The organism is Ruegeria sp. YTSA072, from assembly GCF_059610285.1.
The window spans coordinates 167,990-188,266 of record NZ_JBXWNI010000008.1 but is presented as its reverse complement, the minus strand read 5'-3'; the positions used below and the strand labels follow the sequence as shown (position 1 = coordinate 188,266).

22 protein-coding genes are annotated in these 20,277 nt (G+C 57.2%); 13 read left to right on the top strand and 9 right to left on the bottom strand.

Features of this window, described 5'->3' with window-relative positions; all coding sequences use genetic code 11:
• On the top strand, positions 1–342 hold the full coding sequence (locus tag AC2FIB_RS15080) for an Hpt domain-containing protein (protein WP_496735973.1): 342 nt from the start codon (positions 1–3) through the stop codon (positions 340–342).
• A complete protein-coding gene (locus tag AC2FIB_RS15075; protein ID WP_496842324.1) occupies positions 335–1,360 on the top strand; it encodes an adenylate/guanylate cyclase domain-containing protein in 1,026 nt (341 codons plus the stop codon). The genes AC2FIB_RS15080 and AC2FIB_RS15075 overlap by 8 nt, the downstream gene beginning before the upstream one ends.
• A gap of 440 nt (positions 1,361–1,800) precedes the next feature.
• On the opposite strand, the gene AC2FIB_RS15070 is transcribed toward AC2FIB_RS15075, so the two are convergent.
• Both AC2FIB_RS15070 and AC2FIB_RS15065 read right to left on the bottom strand, forming a co-directional pair.
• On the bottom strand, positions 1,801–2,094 hold the full coding sequence (locus AC2FIB_RS15070; protein ID WP_496735970.1) for a helix-turn-helix domain-containing protein: 294 nt from the start codon (positions 2,092–2,094) through the stop codon (positions 1,801–1,803).
• 505 nt (positions 2,095–2,599) lie between these two features.
• The gene (locus AC2FIB_RS15065) at positions 2,600–3,016 is read right to left on the bottom strand and encodes a hypothetical protein (RefSeq protein ID WP_496735968.1); all 417 of its coding nucleotides are present in this window, start codon (positions 3,014–3,016) and stop codon (positions 2,600–2,602) included.
• A 170-nt stretch (positions 3,017–3,186) separates the two neighbouring features.
• On the opposite strand from AC2FIB_RS15065, the gene dusA reads away from it, so the two are divergent.
• Genes dusA through AC2FIB_RS15045 form a run of 4 tightly spaced genes read left to right on the top strand, consistent with a single transcriptional unit; the run spans position 3,187 to position 6,615 of the window.
• Positions 3,187–4,209, top strand: a complete 1,023-nt coding sequence (dusA, locus tag AC2FIB_RS15060) for a tRNA dihydrouridine(20/20a) synthase DusA (protein WP_496735966.1) — start codon at positions 3,187–3,189, stop codon at positions 4,207–4,209.
• 40 nt (positions 4,210–4,249) lie between these two features.
• Positions 4,250–5,074: a sulfite exporter TauE/SafE family protein gene (locus AC2FIB_RS15055; RefSeq protein WP_496842323.1), complete on the top strand. Its 825-nt coding sequence runs from the start codon at positions 4,250–4,252 to the stop codon at positions 5,072–5,074.
• A complete protein-coding gene (locus tag AC2FIB_RS15050) occupies positions 5,071–5,853 on the top strand; it encodes a hypothetical protein (protein ID WP_496735962.1) in 783 nt (260 codons plus the stop codon). The genes AC2FIB_RS15055 and AC2FIB_RS15050 overlap by 4 nt, the downstream gene beginning before the upstream one ends.
• Positions 5,854–5,886: 33 nt before the next feature.
• Positions 5,887–6,615 (top strand): SpoIIAA family protein, encoded by a 729-nt coding sequence (locus AC2FIB_RS15045; protein WP_496735961.1) that lies wholly within the window; start codon positions 5,887–5,889, stop codon positions 6,613–6,615.
• Positions 6,616–6,883: 268 nt separating this feature from the next.
• On the opposite strand, the gene AC2FIB_RS15040 is transcribed toward AC2FIB_RS15045, so the two are convergent.
• From AC2FIB_RS15040 to ccmI, 3 genes are read right to left on the bottom strand one after another with little or no spacing between them, the layout of a single operon-like run.
• Positions 6,884–7,117, bottom strand: coding sequence for a DUF1289 domain-containing protein (locus AC2FIB_RS15040; protein WP_496735959.1), 234 nt, complete (start codon positions 7,115–7,117; stop codon positions 6,884–6,886).
• A gap of 18 nt (positions 7,118–7,135) precedes the next feature.
• Entirely contained in the window at positions 7,136–7,600 is a 465-nt protein-coding gene (ruvX, locus tag AC2FIB_RS15035; RefSeq protein ID WP_496735957.1) for a Holliday junction resolvase RuvX, read from the bottom strand.
• The gene (ccmI, locus tag AC2FIB_RS15030) at positions 7,597–8,823 is read right to left on the bottom strand and encodes a c-type cytochrome biogenesis protein CcmI (protein ID WP_496735955.1); all 1,227 of its coding nucleotides are present in this window, start codon (positions 8,821–8,823) and stop codon (positions 7,597–7,599) included. The genes ruvX and ccmI overlap by 4 nt, the downstream gene beginning before the upstream one ends.
• 196 nt (positions 8,824–9,019) lie before the next feature.
• Between ccmI and AC2FIB_RS15025 the strand changes: the two genes are divergently transcribed.
• From AC2FIB_RS15025 to AC2FIB_RS15010, 4 genes are all read left to right on the top strand, one after another.
• The gene (locus tag AC2FIB_RS15025) at positions 9,020–10,264 is read left to right on the top strand and encodes a sarcosine oxidase subunit beta family protein (RefSeq protein ID WP_058278329.1); all 1,245 of its coding nucleotides are present in this window, start codon (positions 9,020–9,022) and stop codon (positions 10,262–10,264) included.
• 76 nt (positions 10,265–10,340) lie between these two features.
• Positions 10,341–10,670: a sarcosine oxidase subunit delta gene (locus AC2FIB_RS15020; protein WP_496735953.1), complete on the top strand. Its 330-nt coding sequence runs from the start codon at positions 10,341–10,343 to the stop codon at positions 10,668–10,670.
• A gap of 43 nt (positions 10,671–10,713) precedes the next feature.
• Positions 10,714–13,728, top strand: coding sequence for a sarcosine oxidase subunit alpha family protein (locus tag AC2FIB_RS15015; RefSeq protein WP_496735951.1), 3,015 nt, complete (start codon positions 10,714–10,716; stop codon positions 13,726–13,728).
• Entirely contained in the window at positions 13,721–14,287 is a 567-nt protein-coding gene (locus tag AC2FIB_RS15010; RefSeq protein ID WP_496735949.1) for a sarcosine oxidase subunit gamma, read from the top strand. Before AC2FIB_RS15015 ends, AC2FIB_RS15010 begins: the two co-directional genes overlap by 8 nt.
• Before the next feature lie 42 nt (positions 14,288–14,329).
• Here AC2FIB_RS15010 and AC2FIB_RS15005 read toward each other — a convergent pair whose 3' ends face one another.
• Positions 14,330–14,728: a hypothetical protein gene (locus AC2FIB_RS15005; RefSeq protein ID WP_496735947.1), complete on the bottom strand. Its 399-nt coding sequence runs from the start codon at positions 14,726–14,728 to the stop codon at positions 14,330–14,332.
• Positions 14,729–14,830: 102 nt separating this feature from the next.
• Entirely contained in the window at positions 14,831–15,592 is a 762-nt protein-coding gene (locus AC2FIB_RS15000; protein ID WP_496735945.1) for an FkbM family methyltransferase, read from the bottom strand.
• A 101-nt stretch (positions 15,593–15,693) separates the two neighbouring features.
• On the opposite strand from AC2FIB_RS15000, the gene AC2FIB_RS14995 reads away from it, so the two are divergent.
• Complete coding sequence (locus AC2FIB_RS14995) at positions 15,694–16,293, top strand: superoxide dismutase (RefSeq protein ID WP_109311451.1); 600 nt, start codon at positions 15,694–15,696, stop codon at positions 16,291–16,293.
• A gap of 99 nt (positions 16,294–16,392) precedes the next feature.
• Here the strand turns inward: AC2FIB_RS14995 and AC2FIB_RS14990 are convergent, their stop codons facing one another.
• On the bottom strand, positions 16,393–17,190 hold the full coding sequence (locus AC2FIB_RS14990) for a class II glutamine amidotransferase (RefSeq protein ID WP_496735943.1): 798 nt from the start codon (positions 17,188–17,190) through the stop codon (positions 16,393–16,395).
• Between the two features lie 566 nt (positions 17,191–17,756).
• Between AC2FIB_RS14990 and AC2FIB_RS14985 the strand changes: the two genes are divergently transcribed.
• A complete protein-coding gene (locus AC2FIB_RS14985) occupies positions 17,757–18,209 on the top strand; it encodes a baeRF12 domain-containing protein (RefSeq protein WP_282151548.1) in 453 nt (150 codons plus the stop codon).
• A 49-nt stretch (positions 18,210–18,258) separates the two neighbouring features.
• Here AC2FIB_RS14985 and AC2FIB_RS14980 read toward each other — a convergent pair whose 3' ends face one another.
• Positions 18,259–18,810, bottom strand: coding sequence for an LOG family protein (locus AC2FIB_RS14980; protein WP_109311448.1), 552 nt, complete (start codon positions 18,808–18,810; stop codon positions 18,259–18,261).
• Positions 18,811–18,936: 126 nt separating this feature from the next.
• On the opposite strand from AC2FIB_RS14980, the gene AC2FIB_RS14975 reads away from it, so the two are divergent.
• Positions 18,937–20,262, top strand: a complete 1,326-nt coding sequence (locus AC2FIB_RS14975; protein ID WP_496842322.1) for a LysM peptidoglycan-binding domain-containing protein — start codon at positions 18,937–18,939, stop codon at positions 20,260–20,262.
• The last annotated feature ends 15 nt before the right edge of the window (positions 20,263–20,277 follow it).

The following is a 20,277-nucleotide window of genomic DNA, read 5'->3' as shown; positions in this document are numbered from 1 at the left end:
ATGACAAACGGTCCAATTGATCTTGATATCTTCGCTGAACTTAAGGACGCGACTGGCGACGAATTTGCCGCCGAGCTTGTAAACACCTTTCTCGACGAGGCCCCCGGTATGATTGCCGAATTGAAAGCGGCTGCCGACGCGTCCGACGCCGATGGATATCGCCGCGCGGCTCATTCGATCAAATCGAATGCAAACACCTTTGGTGCGACTGCGCTAGCCGAGTTGGCAAGAAAAATCGAGCTCGGGGAGATACCCGCGACTGGCGACCTTACAGATGCGAAAACTCTGGAGGCCTCTTTCGCCAAAGCTGCTGTGGCCCTGCGGACCCTGAATAATGACTGATGCACCCGGTCATCTCCTCATCGTTGATGACAACAAAGTCAATCGGCTACTCCTGTCTCGCAATGTTGAATTGTTGGGGCACAAAGCCTCTGTCGCGGAAAACGGCCTCGTCGCGATGGAGATGTTGTCGAGTCAGTCTTATGACCTGCTTCTACTCGATATCGAAATGCCGGAAATGGACGGGTTTCAGGTTCTGGAGGCAATCAATGCGGACCCCGACCTGCGCGAATTGCCGGTGATTGTGACCTCCTCTGTCGAAGGGCTCGACAATATTGTACGCTGCATCGAGTTAGGCGCAGAAGACTACTTGCCCAAGCCGGTGAACAAGACGCTTCTCAGCGCCCGCGTCTCCAGCGGCCTCGAAAAGAAGCGATTGCGGGACGAACAAAGACGCCTGCTCGAACGTTTCGCGACCACCGAAGTTGCGCAAGACCTGCAAGAGTCTGGCTTTGCCATCGGTGGCAAACGTGCAAACGCATCGGTTCTTTTTTGCGACATTCGCGGTTTCACAGCCCTTTCGGAAAACCTCGCGCCCGAGGCAACAATTGATCTGCTCAACACCTTCTACACGTTGATGTTCGAGGCGGTGACCAGCAATGGCGGCATTGTCAGCCTGATGCTTGGTGACGGGTTGATGGCTCTCTTCGGTGTTCCACAACCTCTGAACAATACCGCGCAAAGCGCGGTAGCTGCGGGGCATGAAATGCATGGCATGATAGAGATGCTGAATCATGACCGGCTCGCGGATGGAGAACGGAGTCTCAGGATCGGGATCGGTATCGCCACAGGCGAAGTCGTCGCGGGCTATGCCGGCACTGACAACCGGGCGACCTATACCTGTATCGGATCCGCGGTAAATCTCGCAGCCCGATTGGAAGCGGAAACCCAGAACACCGGAAGCCGGATTTTGGTCGATCAAGAGACCCTGGATCTGCTCGACGGAGTTGATATTCAGGAGACATTTTGCGGGACCCAGATCAAGGGCTTCTCCGATCCATTCGACATTCACGCTTTGTGATCTTCCGACACGAGTATCGTTTCTCGGATATCATTTCCTGAAAACTCGCTTACAACTAACCCTCCCCGCCGTCGCAGCCATTCAATTTTAGGTTCGCGAAAACACGTCGTAGTTTTTCGCCCGGCCATTGGCTTTTTCCCGTGCGCTTGGTAACTCTGCGGGTCAGCGTCGGCGCTGTGTTCGGATGTATTCTCAAATACGGTCCTCTTCGTAGGTGGACCGATGTTAGCAGAACCGGATTAATTCGTCACTCAGGTTATCCATTTAAGCATTTGAATTTATTAGTTAAAAATTGGTCAAGTTGGCATTGTTCGTAAGGTTTTTATAATTATCCTGTATTATCGCTAAAGGGCGAAAGCTATTTAACTGCGTTGCGCTTCAAAGCCTGGATCGGGGGGCGCAGCGGGAAACCTGAAGTTTGGAAACCGCCCCGCCCGAAGCTAAGCGCTTAGTCTGATTGGTGAAATGCGCTTGGGGGTCTGTCCGGTCCACCTTTTGAACGCAGTCGAGAAGGCGGCAGAGTCCGCGTAGTTCAGAATGAATGAAATCTCGGACACGTTGATGCCGTCCTTCAAATAAGTCTTGGCGAGATCACACCGTAGTTCGTCAACGACTTCCCCGTAACCTAAGCCTTCCTCATTCGACTCTCTCACAAGTGCTCTTTTGCTCATGTCAAGGCAAGATGCAATTTCGTCTGCCGGTAGAATTCTTCCCGGTAATCTTTTAGAAAGCAATGCTTCAATTCTTGATCGGCGGTCGGGTTTCTGGCTCGGAACTTAGCTTAACAACTGCTCACCGTACTTCAGCAGGTGTTTTCTCAAGCGGGGTTCGCAGGTAGGAATGGCAGATCCAGAACGGAAAGAGGCAAAATAACTTCTATGTTTTTTGGCGCCAAATGAAAGCGGAAACCCAACAGTTCCTTCAAGTTCACGCCGCGAGTTTCTTTCGTGCGTGAATCGAGCCTCCACAGGATAGAAGTCGATCCAGTGAGAAATCGTATCTGAGAGTTTGCTCCAAATATCGCGATTTCGGAGTGCCTATGAAACTTCGCAAAGGTCGCATCGATATAGGACACCACGAAGGAACAATAGTTGCTAGAAATGTTCAGAGTGTACGAGAAAGCGGGCTCAATTTGGGCTGAATACCGCGATGTGGTCCCGGATCGCAGCCTCAAGGCTCTTTGAGTATTTTGTAGTATAGTCCGTTAATGACTCAGAACCCTTATTGGTTAGACCAGTATTAGCTCCGAATGTGGTATGCCCCTCCGTGTTTTAGGATGGTGTTGATGTACGTCAAGTCCATTCCGATCGTTGCCGGTCCTGCGCCTTCTGCCAAGCGGACCTTGGCAAATTTCGTAAATATTTCGACGCCCAAATTTCGCAGCGGGCAACGGCCAAGATAGCTGGCGACGATTGCTAGAGCGTTTAGCTTCGACCGCCTAGCGTTAGATGCGATTTCCTCGATATACGCGGCTTGCACTTCGGCGTAGGTTACTCGGGCGCTATCCAGCTTCTTTCTATCATCGACCTTAACCTCATGATGCCGCGCCCAGCGCTGCGCCTCTGTCTTCGTGGGGAATGCCTTTGAGACGCGCTTGCCGCCGCGGTTTACCTGCGCAGTCCACGTCCCATTGCGACTTGGGTAAATTGATGCCATTGATCCTTTGCCTTTTGTTAGGTGGGATCGCCTGTTATTCGGCGTCAATTAGATTCAAGCGGTCCCGTTAAAGCTTGCACGTTTTGGCTAAAATGCTCGCATTTTTCCTGCTTTTAGGGTGCAAGCAAAACGGAAACGGGACGAACTGAGACTAAAGGCAAAAGCAGATCATGACCGATAAGTCGTTAAGCCTAAATAAGAAACACAGTGCTTCCAAGGCAGCAAGTCTATCGGTTGCTCCGATGATGGACTGGACAGACCGGCATTGCCGATTTGTGCACCGACTGCTCAGCCAGCAGACACTTCTATACACGGAAATGGTAACCGCCCCGGCGTTGGTGCGAGGTGGCGCATTGCATTTGTTGGACTTCAGTTCGCAGGAACACCCCGTCGCGCTGCAATTGGGCGGTTCTGACTCAGAGGAGCTGTCGCAGGCGGCCCGGCTGGGCGCGCAGGCGGGGTATGATGAGATCAACCTGAACTGCGGCTGTCCTTCGGATCGGGTGCAATCGGGTACATTCGGGGCCGTCTTGATGAAAGATCCCGCTCGTGTTGCTGATTGCGTTGCCGCGATGCGCGACGCCGTTGATGTCGAGGTGACGGTCAAATGCCGTATTGGGGTCGATGATCAGGATCCGGAACGGGTCTTGCCTGAATTCCTGCAGGCCATTCATGCGGCCGGATGCCGACGCGTTACAATCCACGCGCGCAAAGCATGGCTGCAAGGGCTTAGCCCCAAGGAAAACAGGGATATCCCGCCTTTGGACTACGATCTTGTGCATCGGATGAAAGATGCGTTCCCGGACCTGCACGTCTCGATCAACGGCGGAATCACGTCTCTGGAACAAGCAAAGACGCAACTGAACGCCGGGCTGGACGGTGTCATGATTGGCCGCGCGGCCTATCACCAACCCACGGATATTCTGGCCCAGGCGGATGCCATGATCTTCGGCAGCGGGCAGGTAGCTGATCCGATTGATGTCGTTCACAAAATGGTGCCCTATGTCGAAAACCACCTTGCCGAGGGCGGCCGCCTGCACCAGATCACGCGTCATATGCTGGGCCTGTTTGCCGGACGTCCCGGTGCGCGTGCGTGGAGGCGGGCTTTGTCCGAGGGTGCGGTTCACGATGGGGCAGGCCCCGAGGTGATGCTGCAGGCGCTGGACAGCATCGCGCCTTTGGCAGAGGTTTGACAGCTACAGGATACGGCCAGTTGGCCGGTTTGGGGGGATGATGCCCGAGACGATGTTACTGGCCCAGATGCTGGGCCTTTTGCTTGTAATCGGGGCGCTGGCCGGTGTCTTGGCTGGATTGCTGGGTGTCGGCGGCGGCATCGTTCTGGTGCCCGCGTTTTTCTATGCGTTCCAAACGCTTGGGTACGGCGGCCCGCAATTGATGCAGTTGTGTCTTGCGACCTCGCTGGCAACCATCATCATCACTTCAATGCGATCCGTCTTGGCGCATAACAAGAAAGGCGCGGTGGACTGGGATATCCTGCGCGGCTGGGGGCCAGGAATTGCAGTGGGGGCCATTGTCGGCGTGCTGGTCGCCTCGGCGCTAAGAACCGAAGCGTTGCAGGCGTTGTTCGGAATGTTGGGTATGGTCATCGGTGCTTACCTGGGCTTGGGCAAATCGGAATGGCGGCTTGGAGATGTGATGCCAAAAGGTGTGAAGCGGGCCGTTTTGTCACCTTCGGTCGGGTTCCTTTCAGTTCTGATGGGCATTGGCGGCGGCAGCTTTGGCGTGCCGCTGATGAGTCTGTTCAACACGCCCATCCACAGGGCGGTTGCAACGGCGGCCGGGTTTGGCGTGATCATCGCCGTGCCTTCAGTTCTGGGCTTTCTATTCTTGGACATAGCGCCTGAACACCGCCCGCCGTTTACAATTGGCGCTGTTAATTTGATAGCATTTGCAATTGTCGTGACCATGACGATGATCACCGCGCCGTGGGGTGTGAAGCTGGCGCATGCGATGGACCCCAAGCCATTGAAGCGCGTGTTCGCGGTGTTTCTGACGCTGGTCGCCCTGAACATGCTGCGCAAGGCGCTGGGGCTATGACCGATTTTTGGGACAAGGGCTGTATCAGGTTTCCGCATGATCCGACACTTGCCAAATGGGTTGAACACGCTTTGCCGCAGGCCCGCACCTCGGTCACAGATCCGGCCTATGCGGAATGGCTGGATTGCGAAGGCACGTGGTTCATCGGTGTGGATGCGCTGGATAACGATCCAGAGGGCAGGGTGGGGCAATCAGACCTTTTGTCAGGTCTGGCCATGGACTTTATCGCCGAACATTACGGGCGGTTGCCACTGCACAAGGGGCAGGTCTCGGTCGTTTATCCCGGTTATCCCCGCCCACGTCGCGGCGAGGGTGAAGCGGCTACCAAATACCGGCGGAACCGTTATGCGGCGCATGTGGACGGGCTACGCCCCATGGGGCCGGATCGCCGACGCCGGGTGGATGAACCGCACGCATGGATTCTTGGCATCCCGCTGACCGAGGCCAGCGCGGATGCCGCGCCGATGGTTCTGTGGGAGGGCAGCCACAAGATTCTGGGGGCAGCCTTTGCGCGTGCCATGGAAGGCCAGCCCAAGGCCAGCCTTCACCAGATCGACATCACCGATATTTATCAGACCGCCCGTCGAGAGGTGTTTGAAACCTGCCCCCGTATCGAACTGCCAGCGAAGCCGGGTGAAGCCTATCTGCTGCATCGCCACTGCCTGCACGGTGTCGCACCCTGGACCAAAGCGGCGACCGCCGGGCCGGATGGACGGATGATCGCCTATTTTCGCCCGGAATGCGCGGGGGGAGTAGCCGAGTGGATCGAATCCCCGTAACCTGTTGCCATTATTCAGGTTTGGAGGTTTTCGATGATTACGGTTCATACGCATTCTGACGGGGCCCAGATTGAGGTCGAGCTGTCCGGTGAAGTGACGAGCAAAGACTACAGCGAGACCTTGGTCCCCGCGATCGAAGCGGCGTTAGAGGCTCATGATGCGGTGCGTCTGTTGGCGATCGTGCAGCCAGAGTTCAAAGGCTATGATCTTGGGGCCGCGTGGTCCGATACCAAGCTGGGTCTCAGCCACTGGCGCGGGTTTGACCGTATCGCGGTTGCGGCTGATCAGGGCTGGGTGCAGACCAGCATCCGTCTGGCCGCGCCGATTCTGCCATGCCCCGTTCAGGTGTTTGAACTTTCGGAACTTGAGGCCGCGCGCCGTTGGATGCGCGAGTCGCTGGGGGCCATTCATGTGACCGATCTGGGTGGACCCTGCGTGCAGATCAGCCTGATGGGCAAATTGGATCCCGAGGAGTACCAGCAGGCAGAGCGTGATCTGGATACCTTGCTAAGCTCAAAGAACGGGTTCCGTCTGTTGATTGACCTGCGCGAGTTTGACGGCTGGCAGGGGCTGACCGCACTGGCCGCGCATTTCCGCCTGGCCCGAGGGCATGTGGGAATGCTGGATCGCGCCGCCATAATCGGGGACAAAGCGTGGCAACATATGGCGCAGCGTGTCGCCAGTCACGTTCTGGGTGCCCGCACGCAGTTCTTTCCTTCTGAGGATTTCGAAAACGCAAAATCCTGGCTTGCAGCCGGGTAAGGCGGCGGCCGGCAGAGCGAAAGATTTCGCCTGGCTTTACCATTACGTAAGGTTAAATTTTCGGCTGTTTATTTTTTCTTGATCAGTCGGTCAAAAAACGCTTAAACGTGTTTTAGTCTTCCGTATGACCACTTCGGAAGAACTTAAATGCTGAAGAGCGCCGCTGTGGGTTGCCACTCACTTACGCATGTCGTCGAACTTGATCCCCCCTCGGAGTTCAGACCGATCCGCAGCGGCGCGAATTCAGCCAAAAAGCCAGAAGTGGATATCAGGATTTGTTCATTCGCGCAGCCCGCCCACCGCGTCGTTTGGCGAGGCGGGGTTTGCGTTCAGGCAGATCTTCCATGATTTCGGCACGCTCAACGCTGTCCATTTTCGACCAGCGCGTGATCTCATCAATGGTGCGATAACAACCGGTACAGATGCGCTCGGTCGGGTGCACGACGCATATCTGGATGCAAGGGCTCTCGACCTCGTTCCTTTTCCAGACCATGTTTGTCATCGGTATACCCCGTTGCCCTTAAAGAAAGCGCAGCCTGTCCAGCGCTCCTTGTAGAATATAGCCTGCCGCAACGTGATCGATAACCTGTCCGCGACGTTTTCGTGACGTATCCGCCTCAAGAAGTGCCTTTTCCGCCGCGACTGTGCTTAGCCGTTCGTCCCAGAAGCTGATTGAAACCTCGGTCAGACGTGACAGATTTCGGGCAAAAGCGCGGGTCGATTGGCACCGGGGGCCTTCGGTGCCGTCCATGTTTTTGGGCAGGCCGAGTACGACACCACCAATCTCTCGGTCCGCGATGATGTCCAGCAATCGGGCCGAATCCATGGTGAATTTCTTGCGTCGCACGGTCTCAAGCGGGCTGGCCACGCCGCGCATCCGGTCGGACACGGCCACGCCGATGGTCTTTTCGCCTAGGTCCAACCCCATCAGGGCAGTCATAGGGGACAATGCGGCGGCGAAGTCTTCGAATTCGTCATATATCATTGCGCGATACCTGCCTGAAGTGCGGCAGCGTCGATGATCTCCAGCGCGTCGGCGTTTCCGGCAAAGACCGCCATGGCTTCGTTCCTGATGTCGATGGCGCGCTGTCCTTCGCCCAGAACGCCCAGTGCCGCGATCAGACGGGCCCAATCCTCGGGCGCTCCTCCTTCGGTGGCCAACCGGTCGGAGAGCTGATTAACCATGCCTCGGATCATCTCTTGTCGTTCTTCCGGGGTCAGCGCAGCGGCGGCCTCGACGTCATCCTGGCTTGGGCCGGGTCCTGCGGGGGCCGAAACCTCGGGCGCGTTGAACACCCCTGCGCGAAAGGCCAGCTCATCCAGTTGGGCCAGAATTGCGTCGACCCATGGCGCGCCGGCCGGTGCGTTGCGCAATGCGTCGGTCCAGATGCGATACCCGATGTCGGGGCGCCCGACCTGCACCATCATCTGGCCAAGGTAATACAGCGCCGGGCCATGTCGCGGATCGCGTTTTAACGCTTCGCGCAATGCAGCTTCGGCTTCGGGGGATACATATCCACCCGCCGACAAGATCATCATTTCGGCCAGATGCGAATAAGCGTCTGCAGGGACAGCGTCGCCAGACAATTCGATCACGCGCTGCTGGGCCTTGTAAGCGGCCGAAAAGTTGCCTGCGTTCGCCTCGTGTTGCGCCAAAAGAATATGGCCTTGCAGGTCATCGGGACGCGCTTCGACGGTTTCACGTAACTGCGCCAAAAGCGCTGCATAGCTTTCTTCCAGCTGCGGCAGGGGGGCTGGTGTTGTGGTGGCTTCGAACTCAGCTTGGCTGGGGCGTTCCGCGCGCAAGGTTTCCGCTCGATCAATGCGCAGCGACAGAGGTTGATCCGGCAGCCCCGCCGCACCCATCCGGTCGTACATCCAGGCCGCACCGCCGACCAGGATAAGACCCACGGCTGCGATAGCGGTGACCGAAGCCCAAAGTGGCGGTCCCGGTCGAGTCGACTGTGCCTGTATCTGTGCGTCTGCGGCCAGAATACGGCGTGAAATCTCGGTGCGTACACGCTCGGCATCTGCTTCCCCGATGACACCTCGGGCCAGATCCTTGTCCACGCCCGCCAATTGTTCGCGATAAACACGCAGGTCATAGGCCGCTGCGGGTTCGCGTGTGTCACGCGAGCGCAGGATAGAATAGCCTAGGAACACTGCAGTCACGGCAGCTGTTAGGATGATCAGGACCCAGAACGACATGGCTTCTCCGAAGTGGCTGCCCTGACTTAGACCTCTCGGCGGGCCGACAAAAGGGACAAATGGCCGCTGGCCGACTTCGTGTCGCAATAATGGGGCCTATGTCGCAATAGTGCGATATTACGGCGTTGAACGGCAGGGGCGCGCTGGCGTTACGCGGCATATCTTCGCGCAATCACCGAACCGGATGGATTCGCCTATGAAACACTATTCAGCCTTTGCTGTAGCGCGCGAAGCGCTGCGCTATCACACCGGATGGGAACGCGCCTGGCGTTCGCCCGAACCCAAGAAGAAATACGACGTGATCATCGTCGGTGCGGGCGGTCATGGTCTGGCCACGGCCTATTATCTGGGTAAGAACTACGGCATCCAAAATGTCGCCGTGATCGAAAAAGGCTGGCTGGGCGGTGGTAACACCGGTCGGAACACGACTATCATCCGCTCGAACTACCTGCAGGACCCTTCGGCTGCGATCTACGAAAAAGCGCGTAGCCTATACGAGGATCTAAGCCAGGAACTGAACTATAACATCATGTTCAGCCCCCGTGGCGTTATGATGCTGGCCCAGACGCATCACGAAATTCGCGGCTATCAGCGCACGGCACATGCCAACGCTTTGCAAGGTGTTCAGACCGAATGGATCACCCCTGAACGTGTGAAAGAGCTGGTGCCGATCATTAATATCGACGGCCCGCGCTATCCGGTTCTGGGCGCATTGTGGCAGGAACGCGGGGGCACCGCGCGTCACGACGCCGTGGCTTGGGGATATGCGCGCGCCTGTTCCGCAATGGGCATGGACATCATCCAGCAATGCGAGGTCAAAGGCGTCAGGTCTGAGAATGGCCGCGTTGTCGGGGTCGATACCACCAAAGGTTCGATAGACTGTGACAAGCTGGGTATGGTGGTTGCGGGCCATTCCGGTCAGCTGGCCGAGATGGCGGGCTTCCGTTTGCCGCTTGAGGCGATTGCCCTGCAGGCATTGGTGTCCGAGCCGATCAAACCCTGCATGGACGTGGTGGTGATGGCCAACACCGTGCATGGCTATATGTCTCAGTCCGACAAGGGCGAGATGGTGATCGGCGGCGGCACTGATGCCTTCAACAACTACACCCAGCGCGGCAGCTTCCATCATATCGAGGAAACCGTTCGCGCACTGGTCGAAACCTTCCCGATGATCTCGCGCCTGAAGATGTTGCGCCAGTGGGGCGGGATTGTGGACATGACCGGTGACCGGTCTCCGATCCTGTCGAAAACGCCACTGGGCGGTTGCTTTATCAACTGTGGCTGGGGCACGGGTGGCTTCAAGTCGATCCCTGGATCGGGATGGGGCATGGCGCAACTGATGGCCACAGGTCACTCACCGCTGACCGAAGCCTTTACGCTGGATCGCTTCAAAGAGGGCCGCTTCATCGACGAAAGCGTCGCCGCCGGGGTGGCGCACTAACACCCTGGCCTGAAGGTGCCACCTAATAGAATTCTGGTTGGCCACATTGCCAGCCGACCGCCAAAAGGATGACCATATGCTGATCCTGAACTGCCCGTATTGCGGCGTCGACGCCGAAGAATCTGAACTGACCGCCGGAGGTGAGGCGCACCTGAAACGCTTCGGTCCCGGCTCGTCGGATGGCGAATTCCACGACTACCTGTTCATGCGTGAAAACCCCAAAGGCGTTCATTTCGAACGCTGGCGCCACAGCAATGGCTGCGGCAAGTGGTTCCACGCCGCTCGCTGCACACAAACGCTCGAAGTGTTCGGAACCTATTCCGCCCAGACCACCGAGCCGCCGAAAGAACTCAAGGACGCGATCACTGCAAAGCGCCCTGGCTGGACGTGGAGAGAGTACGAATGATCCACGCTGCCATCCCTAATTCCGCCTGCGAAAGGTCAGCAACATGAGCACCCGTCTCGCAAAACAAGGCCGGCTGATTGACCGGTCGAAACAGGTCACCTTCACCTTCAACGGCACCTCGATGCAGGGGTACGAGGGCGACACGCTTGCCTCGGCCCTGCTGGCCAATGATCAAATGATGATGGGCCGGTCATTCAAATACCACCGGCCGCGCGGTGTTGTCGCCAGCGGTGCAGAAGAGCCGAACGCTTTGGTTGGCCTGGGGCAGGGCAACCGGTTCGAGCCGAACCAGCGCGCCACAACGACCGAGCTGTTCAATGGTCTGACCTCAATTTCACAGAACCACTGGCCGAACCTGGAATTCGACATTGGTGCCGTGAACACAGCGCTGGCGCGGTTCCTGCCGGCAGGCTTCTACTACAAGACGTTCATCCACCCCAAGCCATTCTGGAAACACGTCTACGAGCCGATCATCCGGCGGTCGGCTGGTCTGGGCAAAGCACCCGACAAGGACAACCGCGACGCAGATACTTATGAGCACTTCTACGCCTTCACCGACGTTCTGGTGATCGGTGGCGGTGTCGCCGGGTTGCAGGCGGCCATGGCTGCGGCCGAGACCGGTGCCAAGGTTCTGCTGATCGAGCAAACCGCGCATTGGGGTGGGCGTGCTCCGGTTGATGGCGGGACCATCAATGATGAGGCTGTGGATAAGTTCGTGGAACAAATGGTTTCCAAACTGGAAACAATGGACAACGTTATCATGCGCAACCGCTGCATGGGCGCGGGCGTCTATGACCATGGTTATGTGCTGGGGTATGAGCGTCTGAACGACCATAAACCGGGCACACAAGGTCCACGCCATCGCCTGTGGCGTATCCGGGCCAAGCAGGTCGTCACTGCGACAGGTGCAATCGAACGTCCGCTGTCATTTGCGGGCAATGATGTGCCGGGCGTCATGTTGGCCGCGGCCATGCGGGACTTTGTGGTGAATTGGGGCGTAACCCCGGGCGAACGTGTGATCGTTGCAACCAACAATGACGACGCATATCGCACAGCGATCATCCTCAAACAGGCAGGTGTCGATGTTCTGCGTGTGATCGATGCGCGTGCTGCAGCCGGACCGCTGGCCGAAGAGGCGCGACAGCTTGGTATCCGGGTCGACCCCGGCAAGGCTATTGCCAAAGTCAAAGGCGGCAAGCGCGTCAAGAAGGTCGAGATCTGCAATCAGGAAGGCATCGGTGGCGCTCGCGAAGAAGTTGAGTGCGACGCGGTTGCCATGTCGGGCGGCTGGTCTCCGGTTGTTCACATGTGGTCGCATTGCGGTGGCAAGCTGATCTGGGACGAGGCGAACGCACATTTCCGCCCCGATCCCGCGCGTCCTCCGCTGGGCGCGAATGGCGAAGGGTTCGTTGTGGCCGCTGGCGCCTCAAATGGTCCGCTGGCGCTGGGTGATGTTCTGACTGACGCGCACGCCGCCGGCAAAGCGGCCGCCAAAGCGGCTGGCTTTAAGCCGAAAAACACTAAGGCTCCGGCCGGTGAAGCCACGCAAGAGGCTGCTATGGAAGCGGTCTGGTTGATGCCAGCCAACGCCGACGTGCAGCTGCGCATGAAATCGTGGCTGGACTTCCAGAATGACGTCAAGGTTTCGGACGTTCAACTGGCCGCGCGCGAAGGCTATGAAAGTGTCGAACATACCAAGCGGTACACCACGCTGGGCATGGCGACGGATCAGGGTAAATTGAGCAATATCAACGGTCTGGCGATCCTTGCTGATTCATTGGAGTCGGAGATTCCGAAGGTTGGCACCACCACCTTCCGCCCGCCGTATACCCCCATCTCGATGGGTGCGATTGGCGGCGAATCGCGGGGTGAGGTGTTCCAGCCGATCCGTCAGACACCGATGCATGACTGGCACGACAAGAACGGCGCCGATTGGGAACCGGTCGGTCACTGGCGCCGGACCTATGCCTATGTGCGACCCGGCGAATCCGTGCATGACGCCGTGAATCGCGAGGTGAAGAACACCCGTGATAATCTCGGCCTGCTGGATGCCTCGACACTTGGCAAACTGATCGTCAAAGGCCCCGATGCCGGCAAATTCCTGGACATGATGTACACCAACATGATGTCCACGCTGAAGATCGGCAAATGCCGCTATGGCCTGATGTGCTCGGAAAACGGTTTCCTGATCGACGACGGTGTTGTTGCTCGCATCGACGAGGACACTTGGCTGTGCCACACAACCACCGGCGGAGCCGAACGCATCCATGCCCATATGGAAGAATGGCTGCAGACCGAGTGGTGGGACTGGAAAGTCTACGTCGCCAACGTTACCGAGCAATACGCTCAGGTCGCGGTTGTTGGCCCCAACGCCCGCAAGGTGTTGGAGAAATTGGGCGGTATGGATGTTTCGAAAGAAGCGCTGCCCTTCATGGAATGGCGTGATGGCAAGATCGGTGATTTCGATTGCCGGGCCTACCGCATCTCGTTCTCAGGTGAACTGTCGTATGAGATTGCAGTGCCCGCCAGCCAGGGTCAGGCATTCTGGGATGCATTGATGGACGCAGGTAAAGAGTTCGGCGTCATGCCATACGGCACTGAATGTCTGCACATCCTGCGGGCCGAGAAGGGCTTTATCATGATCGGGGACGAGACCGACGGCACCGTGATCCCGCAGGATCTGGGGCTGCACTGGGCGCTCTCGAAGAAGAAAGAGGACTACCTCGGAAAACGCGCCCATTCGCGCAGCCACATGGCCGATCCGGACCGCTGGAAACTGGTTGGCCTTGAGACTGTGGATGGTTCTGTCATTCCTGACGGAGCTTACGCAGTCGGCGAGGGCGTCAACGCCAACGGGCAGCGCAATATGATCGGGCGAGTGACCTCGACCTATTACTCGGCCAATCTGGGCAAGGGCATCGCTATGGGTCTGATCAAGCACGGTCCCGACCGCATGGGCGAGATCGTCGAGTTCCCGGGTACCGATGGCAAAACCTACAAAGCTAAGATCGTGGACCCGATCTTCTTCGATAAGGACGGGGAGAAGCAGAATGTCTGAACCCATCAGCGCACTGAACCACGCAAGCTATGATGGCATCGCCAAGGTCCAGGAATGTGGCCTGCAGGGTATGATTACCTTGCGCGGCGACCTGTCCGACAAGGTGTTGGCCAAGGCCGTCAAGGACGCAACGGGTCAGAAGATGCCCGATCAGCGCGAAGCCTTGGTCGACGGTGAGTCCGGCGTCTGCTGGATGTCCACCGATGAATTGTTGGTGCTTGTTCCTTACGCCGAGGTTGAGGCCAAACTGGCGGCGTTGACCAACGCGCTGAGCGGTACACACGCGTTGGCCGTCAACGTCTCGGACGCCCGCGCCGTGTTCAGTATCTCGGGCAGCAATGCGCGTGAGGTGCTGGGCAAACTTGCCCCGGTGGAGCTGTCGGCTGAGGCATTTCAGCCAGGTCAGATCCGCCGTTCGCGTCTGGCGCAGGTGGCAGGGGCGTTCTGGATGGATGACGCCGATACCTTCCGTGTTGTCTGTTTCCGGTCGGCCGCAGACTACGTGTTCAAGCTGCTTAAAGTTGCGGCGCAGCCCGGCAGCGAAGTCGGGGTTTACTGAACCGAAGTGAAGTGAAAAGCCCCGGCCACACCGGGGCTTTCTTTACCCGGTGGTTACGCTGCATACTCCGGAACCATAAGGCTTGTTAAAAGCGCTTATGTGCGCAAAACTGGCGCGGACTTTGACCGTGTTTTTCGCTGAATTAAGATTTGCCTGATATTTCATACGCAGGCTTTGCCCTTCGCTTGACCGGAGGTCGACGTTCCAAAACATGCGGTATTCGCCACTGTTTTTCACTTTGAGTTTGGCGCTGGTCCAATCGTGATGGCCGCTGACAACTTTGGCTTCACGAGTGTTGGTGTCTACCTGAAAGTGATACTCGGGCGCGATCCAGCTATGGCCGTCCGTCTTCGTAATCTCACATTTGTTTTCGTCGGTACCAGCTAAAGCTGATTGCGCGGAAACGATCATCGCAGCAATCGCCGTAAGCGAAGCTTTCATTTTTGTTATCCTTCAAACTATTCCGTGGGTTCACTTCAACAAGCTCACGCTTGGGTTGCAAGTGTGGAAACACCTACTTCGACAGGGCTAATGGCCGCATTACTAGCCAGTAAACAAGACCGTACGGTACCGTGTCATTTCCGTTGGGCTAAGCGCTTTCTGAACATCCAGCTGGCGTCCGGTTTCGTCAGTAATTTCAGGATAAAAGGAGAGACTGCTCAGCAGGTCTGAGGTCCGCTGATGTCTGTCCTCTTCGGGCAAAAGCGGTGAGTGGAGTGAGAGGTACAGAGTAGGTCGCGTCCGTTTCAACCAGGGCAGGATCGTTGGCAGCACAAAAAACTCAGCCCCCTCAATATCCATCTTGACCAGAGAAACGCCCGAAAGGTCATTCGCGGCCTCGAACTGGTCCCACGCGATAGTCAAGGCGTCGCTGCCATGTGTTCCGTCATGCAAAAGTGAGCTGGTGGAATCCCCCGGCTCGCCGCGCACCGACGCCATACGGGCCACTCCGAACTGGTCCGACAACGCCACGCCAAAGGCCGAAACGTTGCGGATGTCGTTCAGGTCGAGGTTCCAGGCCAGATGCCGAAAGGCCGTTGGGTCCGGTTCGAAACACCAAACGTGCCGCGCCTTGCGGGCACCGTACAGGACCGTGGGGCCAATCCACGCGCCGATGTCCAGATAATCCCGATCTGCCGACAGATACTTGTCGAGTACCGCGAAAGTTTCAGGCTCCCACTTGCCATCAGACGCCTTGCGCCAAAATTTCGAATGATAAGGGTCCAGACGAAACGGCTCGCCATTAAGCTGACCCGCATAGTATCCGCGGGCGCGGTAAAACATCTTGCGCGCCTGTGTAAGCATCGCCTGCCTCCGGGTTTTCTTGTCTCGGCTCTTGACCTGCGGCGGCTGCCAAAGCATTTAACCTTGGGAACCGCAACTTACATTTTTAACAGGGGGCCGATATGGCTTTTGAACTTCCTGATCTTCCTTATGCACATGACGCGCTGGCAGCCAAGGGTATGTCCGCGGAAACACTGGAATATCACCACGACCTGCACCACAAGGCCTATGTCGACAACGGCAACAAGCTGATCGCTGGCACCGAGTGGGACGGCAAGTCGCTGGAAGAGATCATCGTTGGCACCTACGACGCAAATGCCGTCGCGCAAAACGGCATCTTCAACAACATCAGCCAGCTGTGGAACCACAACCAGTTCTGGGAAATGATGGGCCCCGGCGGCAACGCAATGCCCGGTGACCTGGAAAAAGCCCTGACCGAGAGCTTTGGCTCGGTTGACGAGTTCAAGTCGCAGTTCAGCGCGGCTGGTGCTGGTCAGTTCGGTTCGGGCTGGGCGTGGTTGGTCAAAAACGCAGACGGCTCGCTTGCCGTGACCAAGACCGAAAACGGCGTGAACCCGCTGTGCTTTGGTCAGACAGCACTGCTGGGCTGTGACGTTTGGGAGCACAGCTACTACATCGATTTCCGTAACAAGCGTCCGGCTTACCTGTCGAACTTCCTCGACAATCTGGTGAACTGGGAAAACGTTGCATCGCGGATGTGATTGTTGACCCGATAAGGGTTTTTCAAGGGCCTGTTGGCGGTGACGCTGACAGGTCCTTTCTTGTTTTAATAGCGTTTCCAAGCACACCGCGAGTTTGTTTCAGGCGGCATTCGGTCTTCCTTGTGCCTCTGCTTCCAAAAACGGGTAGGCCGCCACCTCAAAGCCGTCAGTTTCAATGGCTGAACCGGATGGTATTTCAAGCCATTCACTTTCTTCGGCGTCCAGAGGTTCTGAAGAGATAATGACGCCGTTACGCCCCTTTCTGTAATAGAGGCTTGGGGCAAATCGATCCGAGGCATAGCGCGCAGCGAACAGTTTCTCTCCGTTGGACCAGCACGCGGCGAACCTCATGAACGGGATCGCGCCATTCTTTCTGGACAGATCTTCCACTTGCAACACGGCGCGGCCCATCGCACCGATTGGATCGGTGTCCAACCCCTCGCCATGTGCAATGAGGAATATTGCTTCGCTTTCGGTGGCCCCAAAACGATGGGTGTAGTGGCAGGCGGGGATCATTCCGTCAAGCTGTTGACGGATCTGTTCGTGACCTCCCGCTTGGCCATTGTGCATGAAACACCAGCGATCCATCCCAAAGGGGTGGCAGTTGTTACGAGACGTCGCCGTACCTGTCGATGCGCGTACATGGGCCAGAAAGAGTCCGGATTGCGTGTGATGGGCAAGTTGCTTCAGATTTGCGTCTGACCAGGCCGGGCGGGGGTCTTTGTAGAAGCACGGCTCTGGCCGTTGGGAATACCATGCCAGCCCAAATCCATCTGCATTTATGGGCGTCTTGCCAATAAGTGCGTTCCGGCTTTGCTCGACCAGCGATTGTTCCTGGTTCAAAACCAGTTCATCAAGGTATCTCGGACTACCTACCCAGGCTAAGAAACGGCACATATTAGCTCCCACGTTTGATCTTGGGCGAAGATATCCTTTTCCAAAAGTGCAAGCATCACAGGTATTTGCTAAAAAAATGGCGATTACCTATCAAATGATTTACTGGTAAGACGTATCGCCGATCATTTTCACGGCAACTTATGCGCCGATCAATCATAAGCGCGATCTAATTCGGCTTTCACGTAAAACCTGACCACGCCAAGACGAGTTCTTTATCTACGTTCCAGACCAAGAGGCCAAAAGCCGCCCGAACACACCGACGAATCTTTATGATGATTCCGCAGCGGTCTGATATTGCGCCGGGTATTTGGCTATGATGGCAGCAGTCCAACTTGCCCGGCCAGCCGTCGATGCCACCGCAGGAGAAAACCTGCCTATACGTCAACTTTCGAATTGAGACCTATTGTACGCCGTCCCGCAATACCTAGCTAAAGCATGCGGAGGGAGAGAGCCGTAAACTACTAAGAAAACGATCAGACAACGCGCTGAATGGCTTTGGCGCGTCTCGGGAAAGCTTTGTCTGACGCATGAGGGATGGCCAAAAAACGCCATTACAGGAGAACACAATGGTCGAACTTGCACAGGGAACATGGGTTGTCATCGCTGACGGGGAAAAGGCGCTGTTCATGGAGAATATCACCGACGCTGAAGATCCCAATCTGGTTGTCGTATCCGTCGAGGAAAGCGACGGACCAAGGGCCAAGCCTTCGGACCGGGCCGGTCGTCGTTTTGACACGGCGCCGCATCAGAAATCGGCCGTGGAAGAGAGCAAATGGAAAACCCACGCGAAATCCCTGTTCGTGCAGGATGTCGCCAACCTGTTGAACCGTAAGGGTTTAAAAGGGGCCTATAAACGTCTGGTCCTGGTGGCCAGCCCGCACGTTCTGGGGTTGCTGCGTCGGCGGCTGCACAGCGAAGTGCTGGGAAAAGTGGTTGCCGAGGTGGATAAAACGCTGACCAATCACCCGCTGCATAAAGTTGAACAGGTGTTGCGACAGCGCCTTGCCCCTGCGACTTGAATTCGGCGGAAACAAACGGGCGGTCCTGACCGCCCGTATACCGGCCAGCCTAAGTGAGAACTTTCCTGAGCGTTGACATTGCAGCCTTCGGGCCATCGACCCATGTGATGAAGTCCGACAGCGACGCGTCTGCAAAGCCTTGGCCGATGACCTGTTGCAACAGCTCGTGCAGCGTATCCCAGTAGCCATCCACATTCATGACCAGAATGGGCTTGTCGTGTAGGCCCAGCTGCCGCCAGGTGAGCGCCTCGAAGAGCTCATCCAGCGACCCCGGACCGCCGGGCAGGACAATAACCGCATCGGCGTTCATGATCATGACCTTCTTGCGCTCGTGCATCGTCTCGGTGACCACGAAACGGGTCAGGTCCGTCTTGCCGACTTCTCGTTGCAGAAGGTGCACCGGGATGACGCCAAACGTGTCACCACCGGCGGCTTGCGCGGCCCGCGCTACCTCACCCATTAGCCCCACATCCCCGGCCCCGTAGACCAGCCGCCAGCCTTCTTCGGCCAAAAGGGTTCCGAAGTGTTGCGCTGCGTCGGAATAGGCCGGATTCGCGCCATTTCGTGACCCGCAATACACACAGACAGATTTCTGAGACATGGGATGGCTTCTCCGGGCTTGTATATGGTGTTTTGACCCGTGATAGCGGGATTGATAGATTGGCTCAACCGTTAGGCAGAATGTGTTTTACTCAAAGCACTTGCGCTGCGGAGCGAAAGGAAAAGAATGAACTCCAAGTCGGGAAGCGAAAGCTCCGGTACTTTCATCTGGGGGGTGATTGCCGGCATCGTTGCATTGGTCGGGGCGGGCGGGTTGTACCTGTCCGGCGTCTTCGGGACGGGTCCTCAGGAAGCTTCACCGCAGCAAGACACCGCCGTCCAAACCACGGAGGAGGCCAGTTCGGTTTCCACCCCGTCCGAGGATCAGAGCACAGCAATTGAGGAACCGGAAACCGCTGATCCGTCTGATTCCGTGACCGCACCAGCGACGGAAACGGCTGAGGCCGACCCGGGTGTCGCGCCACCGACTCTGGACCAGATCTTTGTTGAGCTGGACGGCAATACCGTTCTATCCGGCAATGCAGAGCCAGGCACAGATGTTCGTGTCTTGCTGGATGGTGAGCAAGTGCACAGCTTTACCGTCGACAACACCGGTCAGTTTGCCGAGTTCCTTTCGATCCCATTCTCAGACGATGCACGCGGGCTTACGTTGGAAACTGCAGGCCAGGATCAACCCGTTCGTTCGGACGACTATTTGATTGCAGCCTTGCCTGAACCTGAGCCTGAACCGACGACCGAGCAGATCGCCGCCGCAGAAACGGGTGACGCCGCGCCCTCCGGCAACGAAACAGCAGAGGCGCAAGACACATCCTCGTCAGAGCCAACAGATGGAGCGACGACCGGGGATGTCGAAGCGGCGGATACATCTGCAGAGCCGTCTGCGGATCAACCCCAGGAGACGGCACAAGAAACCACTGAAGAAGGCGATGAAAATCAACAAGTTGCCATTCTGCGTTCCGGCGAGGACGGGGTTGAGCTGGTTCAGTCTCCAACTGCCGAACCCAACGCCTCGGACGAGGTGGCTTTGGACACGATCGGCTATTCCGACGTTGGTGACATAGAGCTTACCGGACGGGTTCCGGACGGGTCTGCGGTTCGACTGTATCTGGACAACCAGCTTGTCGATGATCTGTCACCGGTTGATGATGGTAAATGGCGCAGCGAACTCGAGGGAATTGATCCCGGCATATATACATTGCGCGTCGATGAAATCGCCCCGGATGGTACAGTGGTCAGCCGCCTGGAAACCCCGTTCAAGCGCGAACCCCTAGAGGTGCTGCGCGCGGCAGAGGCCAGCGATGAGCCCGAGGGCGAAACAGTTCCGCCCCCAATCCGGGCGGTGACCGTGCAGGAAGGCGACACGCTTTGGGCCATTTCGCGCGACCGGTTCGGTGATGGTATCCTGTATGTGAAACTGTTTGAGGCCAACCGCGGCTCGATCCGCGATCCTGACCTGATATATCCTGGTCAGATATTCACCATCCCGGAATGAACTATTGCCGCTGGC

Coding starts and splice junctions, on each gene's coding strand:
- AC2FIB_RS15080 (WP_496735973.1), top strand. CDS start 1: ATGACAAACGGTCCAATTGATCTTGATATCTTCGCTGAACTTAAGGAC.
- AC2FIB_RS15075 (WP_496842324.1), top strand. CDS start 335: ATGACTGATGCACCCGGTCATCTCCTCATCGTTGATGACAACAAAGTC.
- AC2FIB_RS15065 (WP_496735968.1), bottom strand. CDS start 3,016: ATGGCATCAATTTACCCAAGTCGCAATGGGACGTGGACTGCGCAGGTA.
- dusA (WP_496735966.1), top strand. CDS start 3,187: ATGACCGATAAGTCGTTAAGCCTAAATAAGAAACACAGTGCTTCCAAG.
- AC2FIB_RS15055 (WP_496842323.1), top strand. CDS start 4,250: ATGCCCGAGACGATGTTACTGGCCCAGATGCTGGGCCTTTTGCTTGTA.
- AC2FIB_RS15050 (WP_496735962.1), top strand. CDS start 5,071: ATGACCGATTTTTGGGACAAGGGCTGTATCAGGTTTCCGCATGATCCG.
- AC2FIB_RS15045 (WP_496735961.1), top strand. CDS start 5,887: ATGATTACGGTTCATACGCATTCTGACGGGGCCCAGATTGAGGTCGAG.
- AC2FIB_RS15040 (WP_496735959.1), bottom strand. CDS start 7,117: ATGACAAACATGGTCTGGAAAAGGAACGAGGTCGAGAGCCCTTGCATC.
- ruvX (WP_496735957.1), bottom strand. CDS start 7,600: ATGATATATGACGAATTCGAAGACTTCGCCGCCGCATTGTCCCCTATG.
- ccmI (WP_496735955.1), bottom strand. CDS start 8,823: ATGTCGTTCTGGGTCCTGATCATCCTAACAGCTGCCGTGACTGCAGTG.
- AC2FIB_RS15025 (WP_058278329.1), top strand. CDS start 9,020: ATGAAACACTATTCAGCCTTTGCTGTAGCGCGCGAAGCGCTGCGCTAT.
- AC2FIB_RS15020 (WP_496735953.1), top strand. CDS start 10,341: ATGCTGATCCTGAACTGCCCGTATTGCGGCGTCGACGCCGAAGAATCT.
- AC2FIB_RS15015 (WP_496735951.1), top strand. CDS start 10,714: ATGAGCACCCGTCTCGCAAAACAAGGCCGGCTGATTGACCGGTCGAAA.
- AC2FIB_RS15010 (WP_496735949.1), top strand. CDS start 13,721: ATGTCTGAACCCATCAGCGCACTGAACCACGCAAGCTATGATGGCATC.
- AC2FIB_RS15005 (WP_496735947.1), bottom strand. CDS start 14,728: ATGAAAGCTTCGCTTACGGCGATTGCTGCGATGATCGTTTCCGCGCAA.
- AC2FIB_RS15000 (WP_496735945.1), bottom strand. CDS start 15,592: ATGCTTACACAGGCGCGCAAGATGTTTTACCGCGCCCGCGGATACTAT.
- AC2FIB_RS14995 (WP_109311451.1), top strand. CDS start 15,694: ATGGCTTTTGAACTTCCTGATCTTCCTTATGCACATGACGCGCTGGCA.
- AC2FIB_RS14990 (WP_496735943.1), bottom strand. CDS start 17,190: ATGTGCCGTTTCTTAGCCTGGGTAGGTAGTCCGAGATACCTTGATGAA.
- AC2FIB_RS14985 (WP_282151548.1), top strand. CDS start 17,757: ATGGTCGAACTTGCACAGGGAACATGGGTTGTCATCGCTGACGGGGAA.
- AC2FIB_RS14980 (WP_109311448.1), bottom strand. CDS start 18,810: ATGTCTCAGAAATCTGTCTGTGTGTATTGCGGGTCACGAAATGGCGCG.
- AC2FIB_RS14975 (WP_496842322.1), top strand. CDS start 18,937: ATGAACTCCAAGTCGGGAAGCGAAAGCTCCGGTACTTTCATCTGGGGG.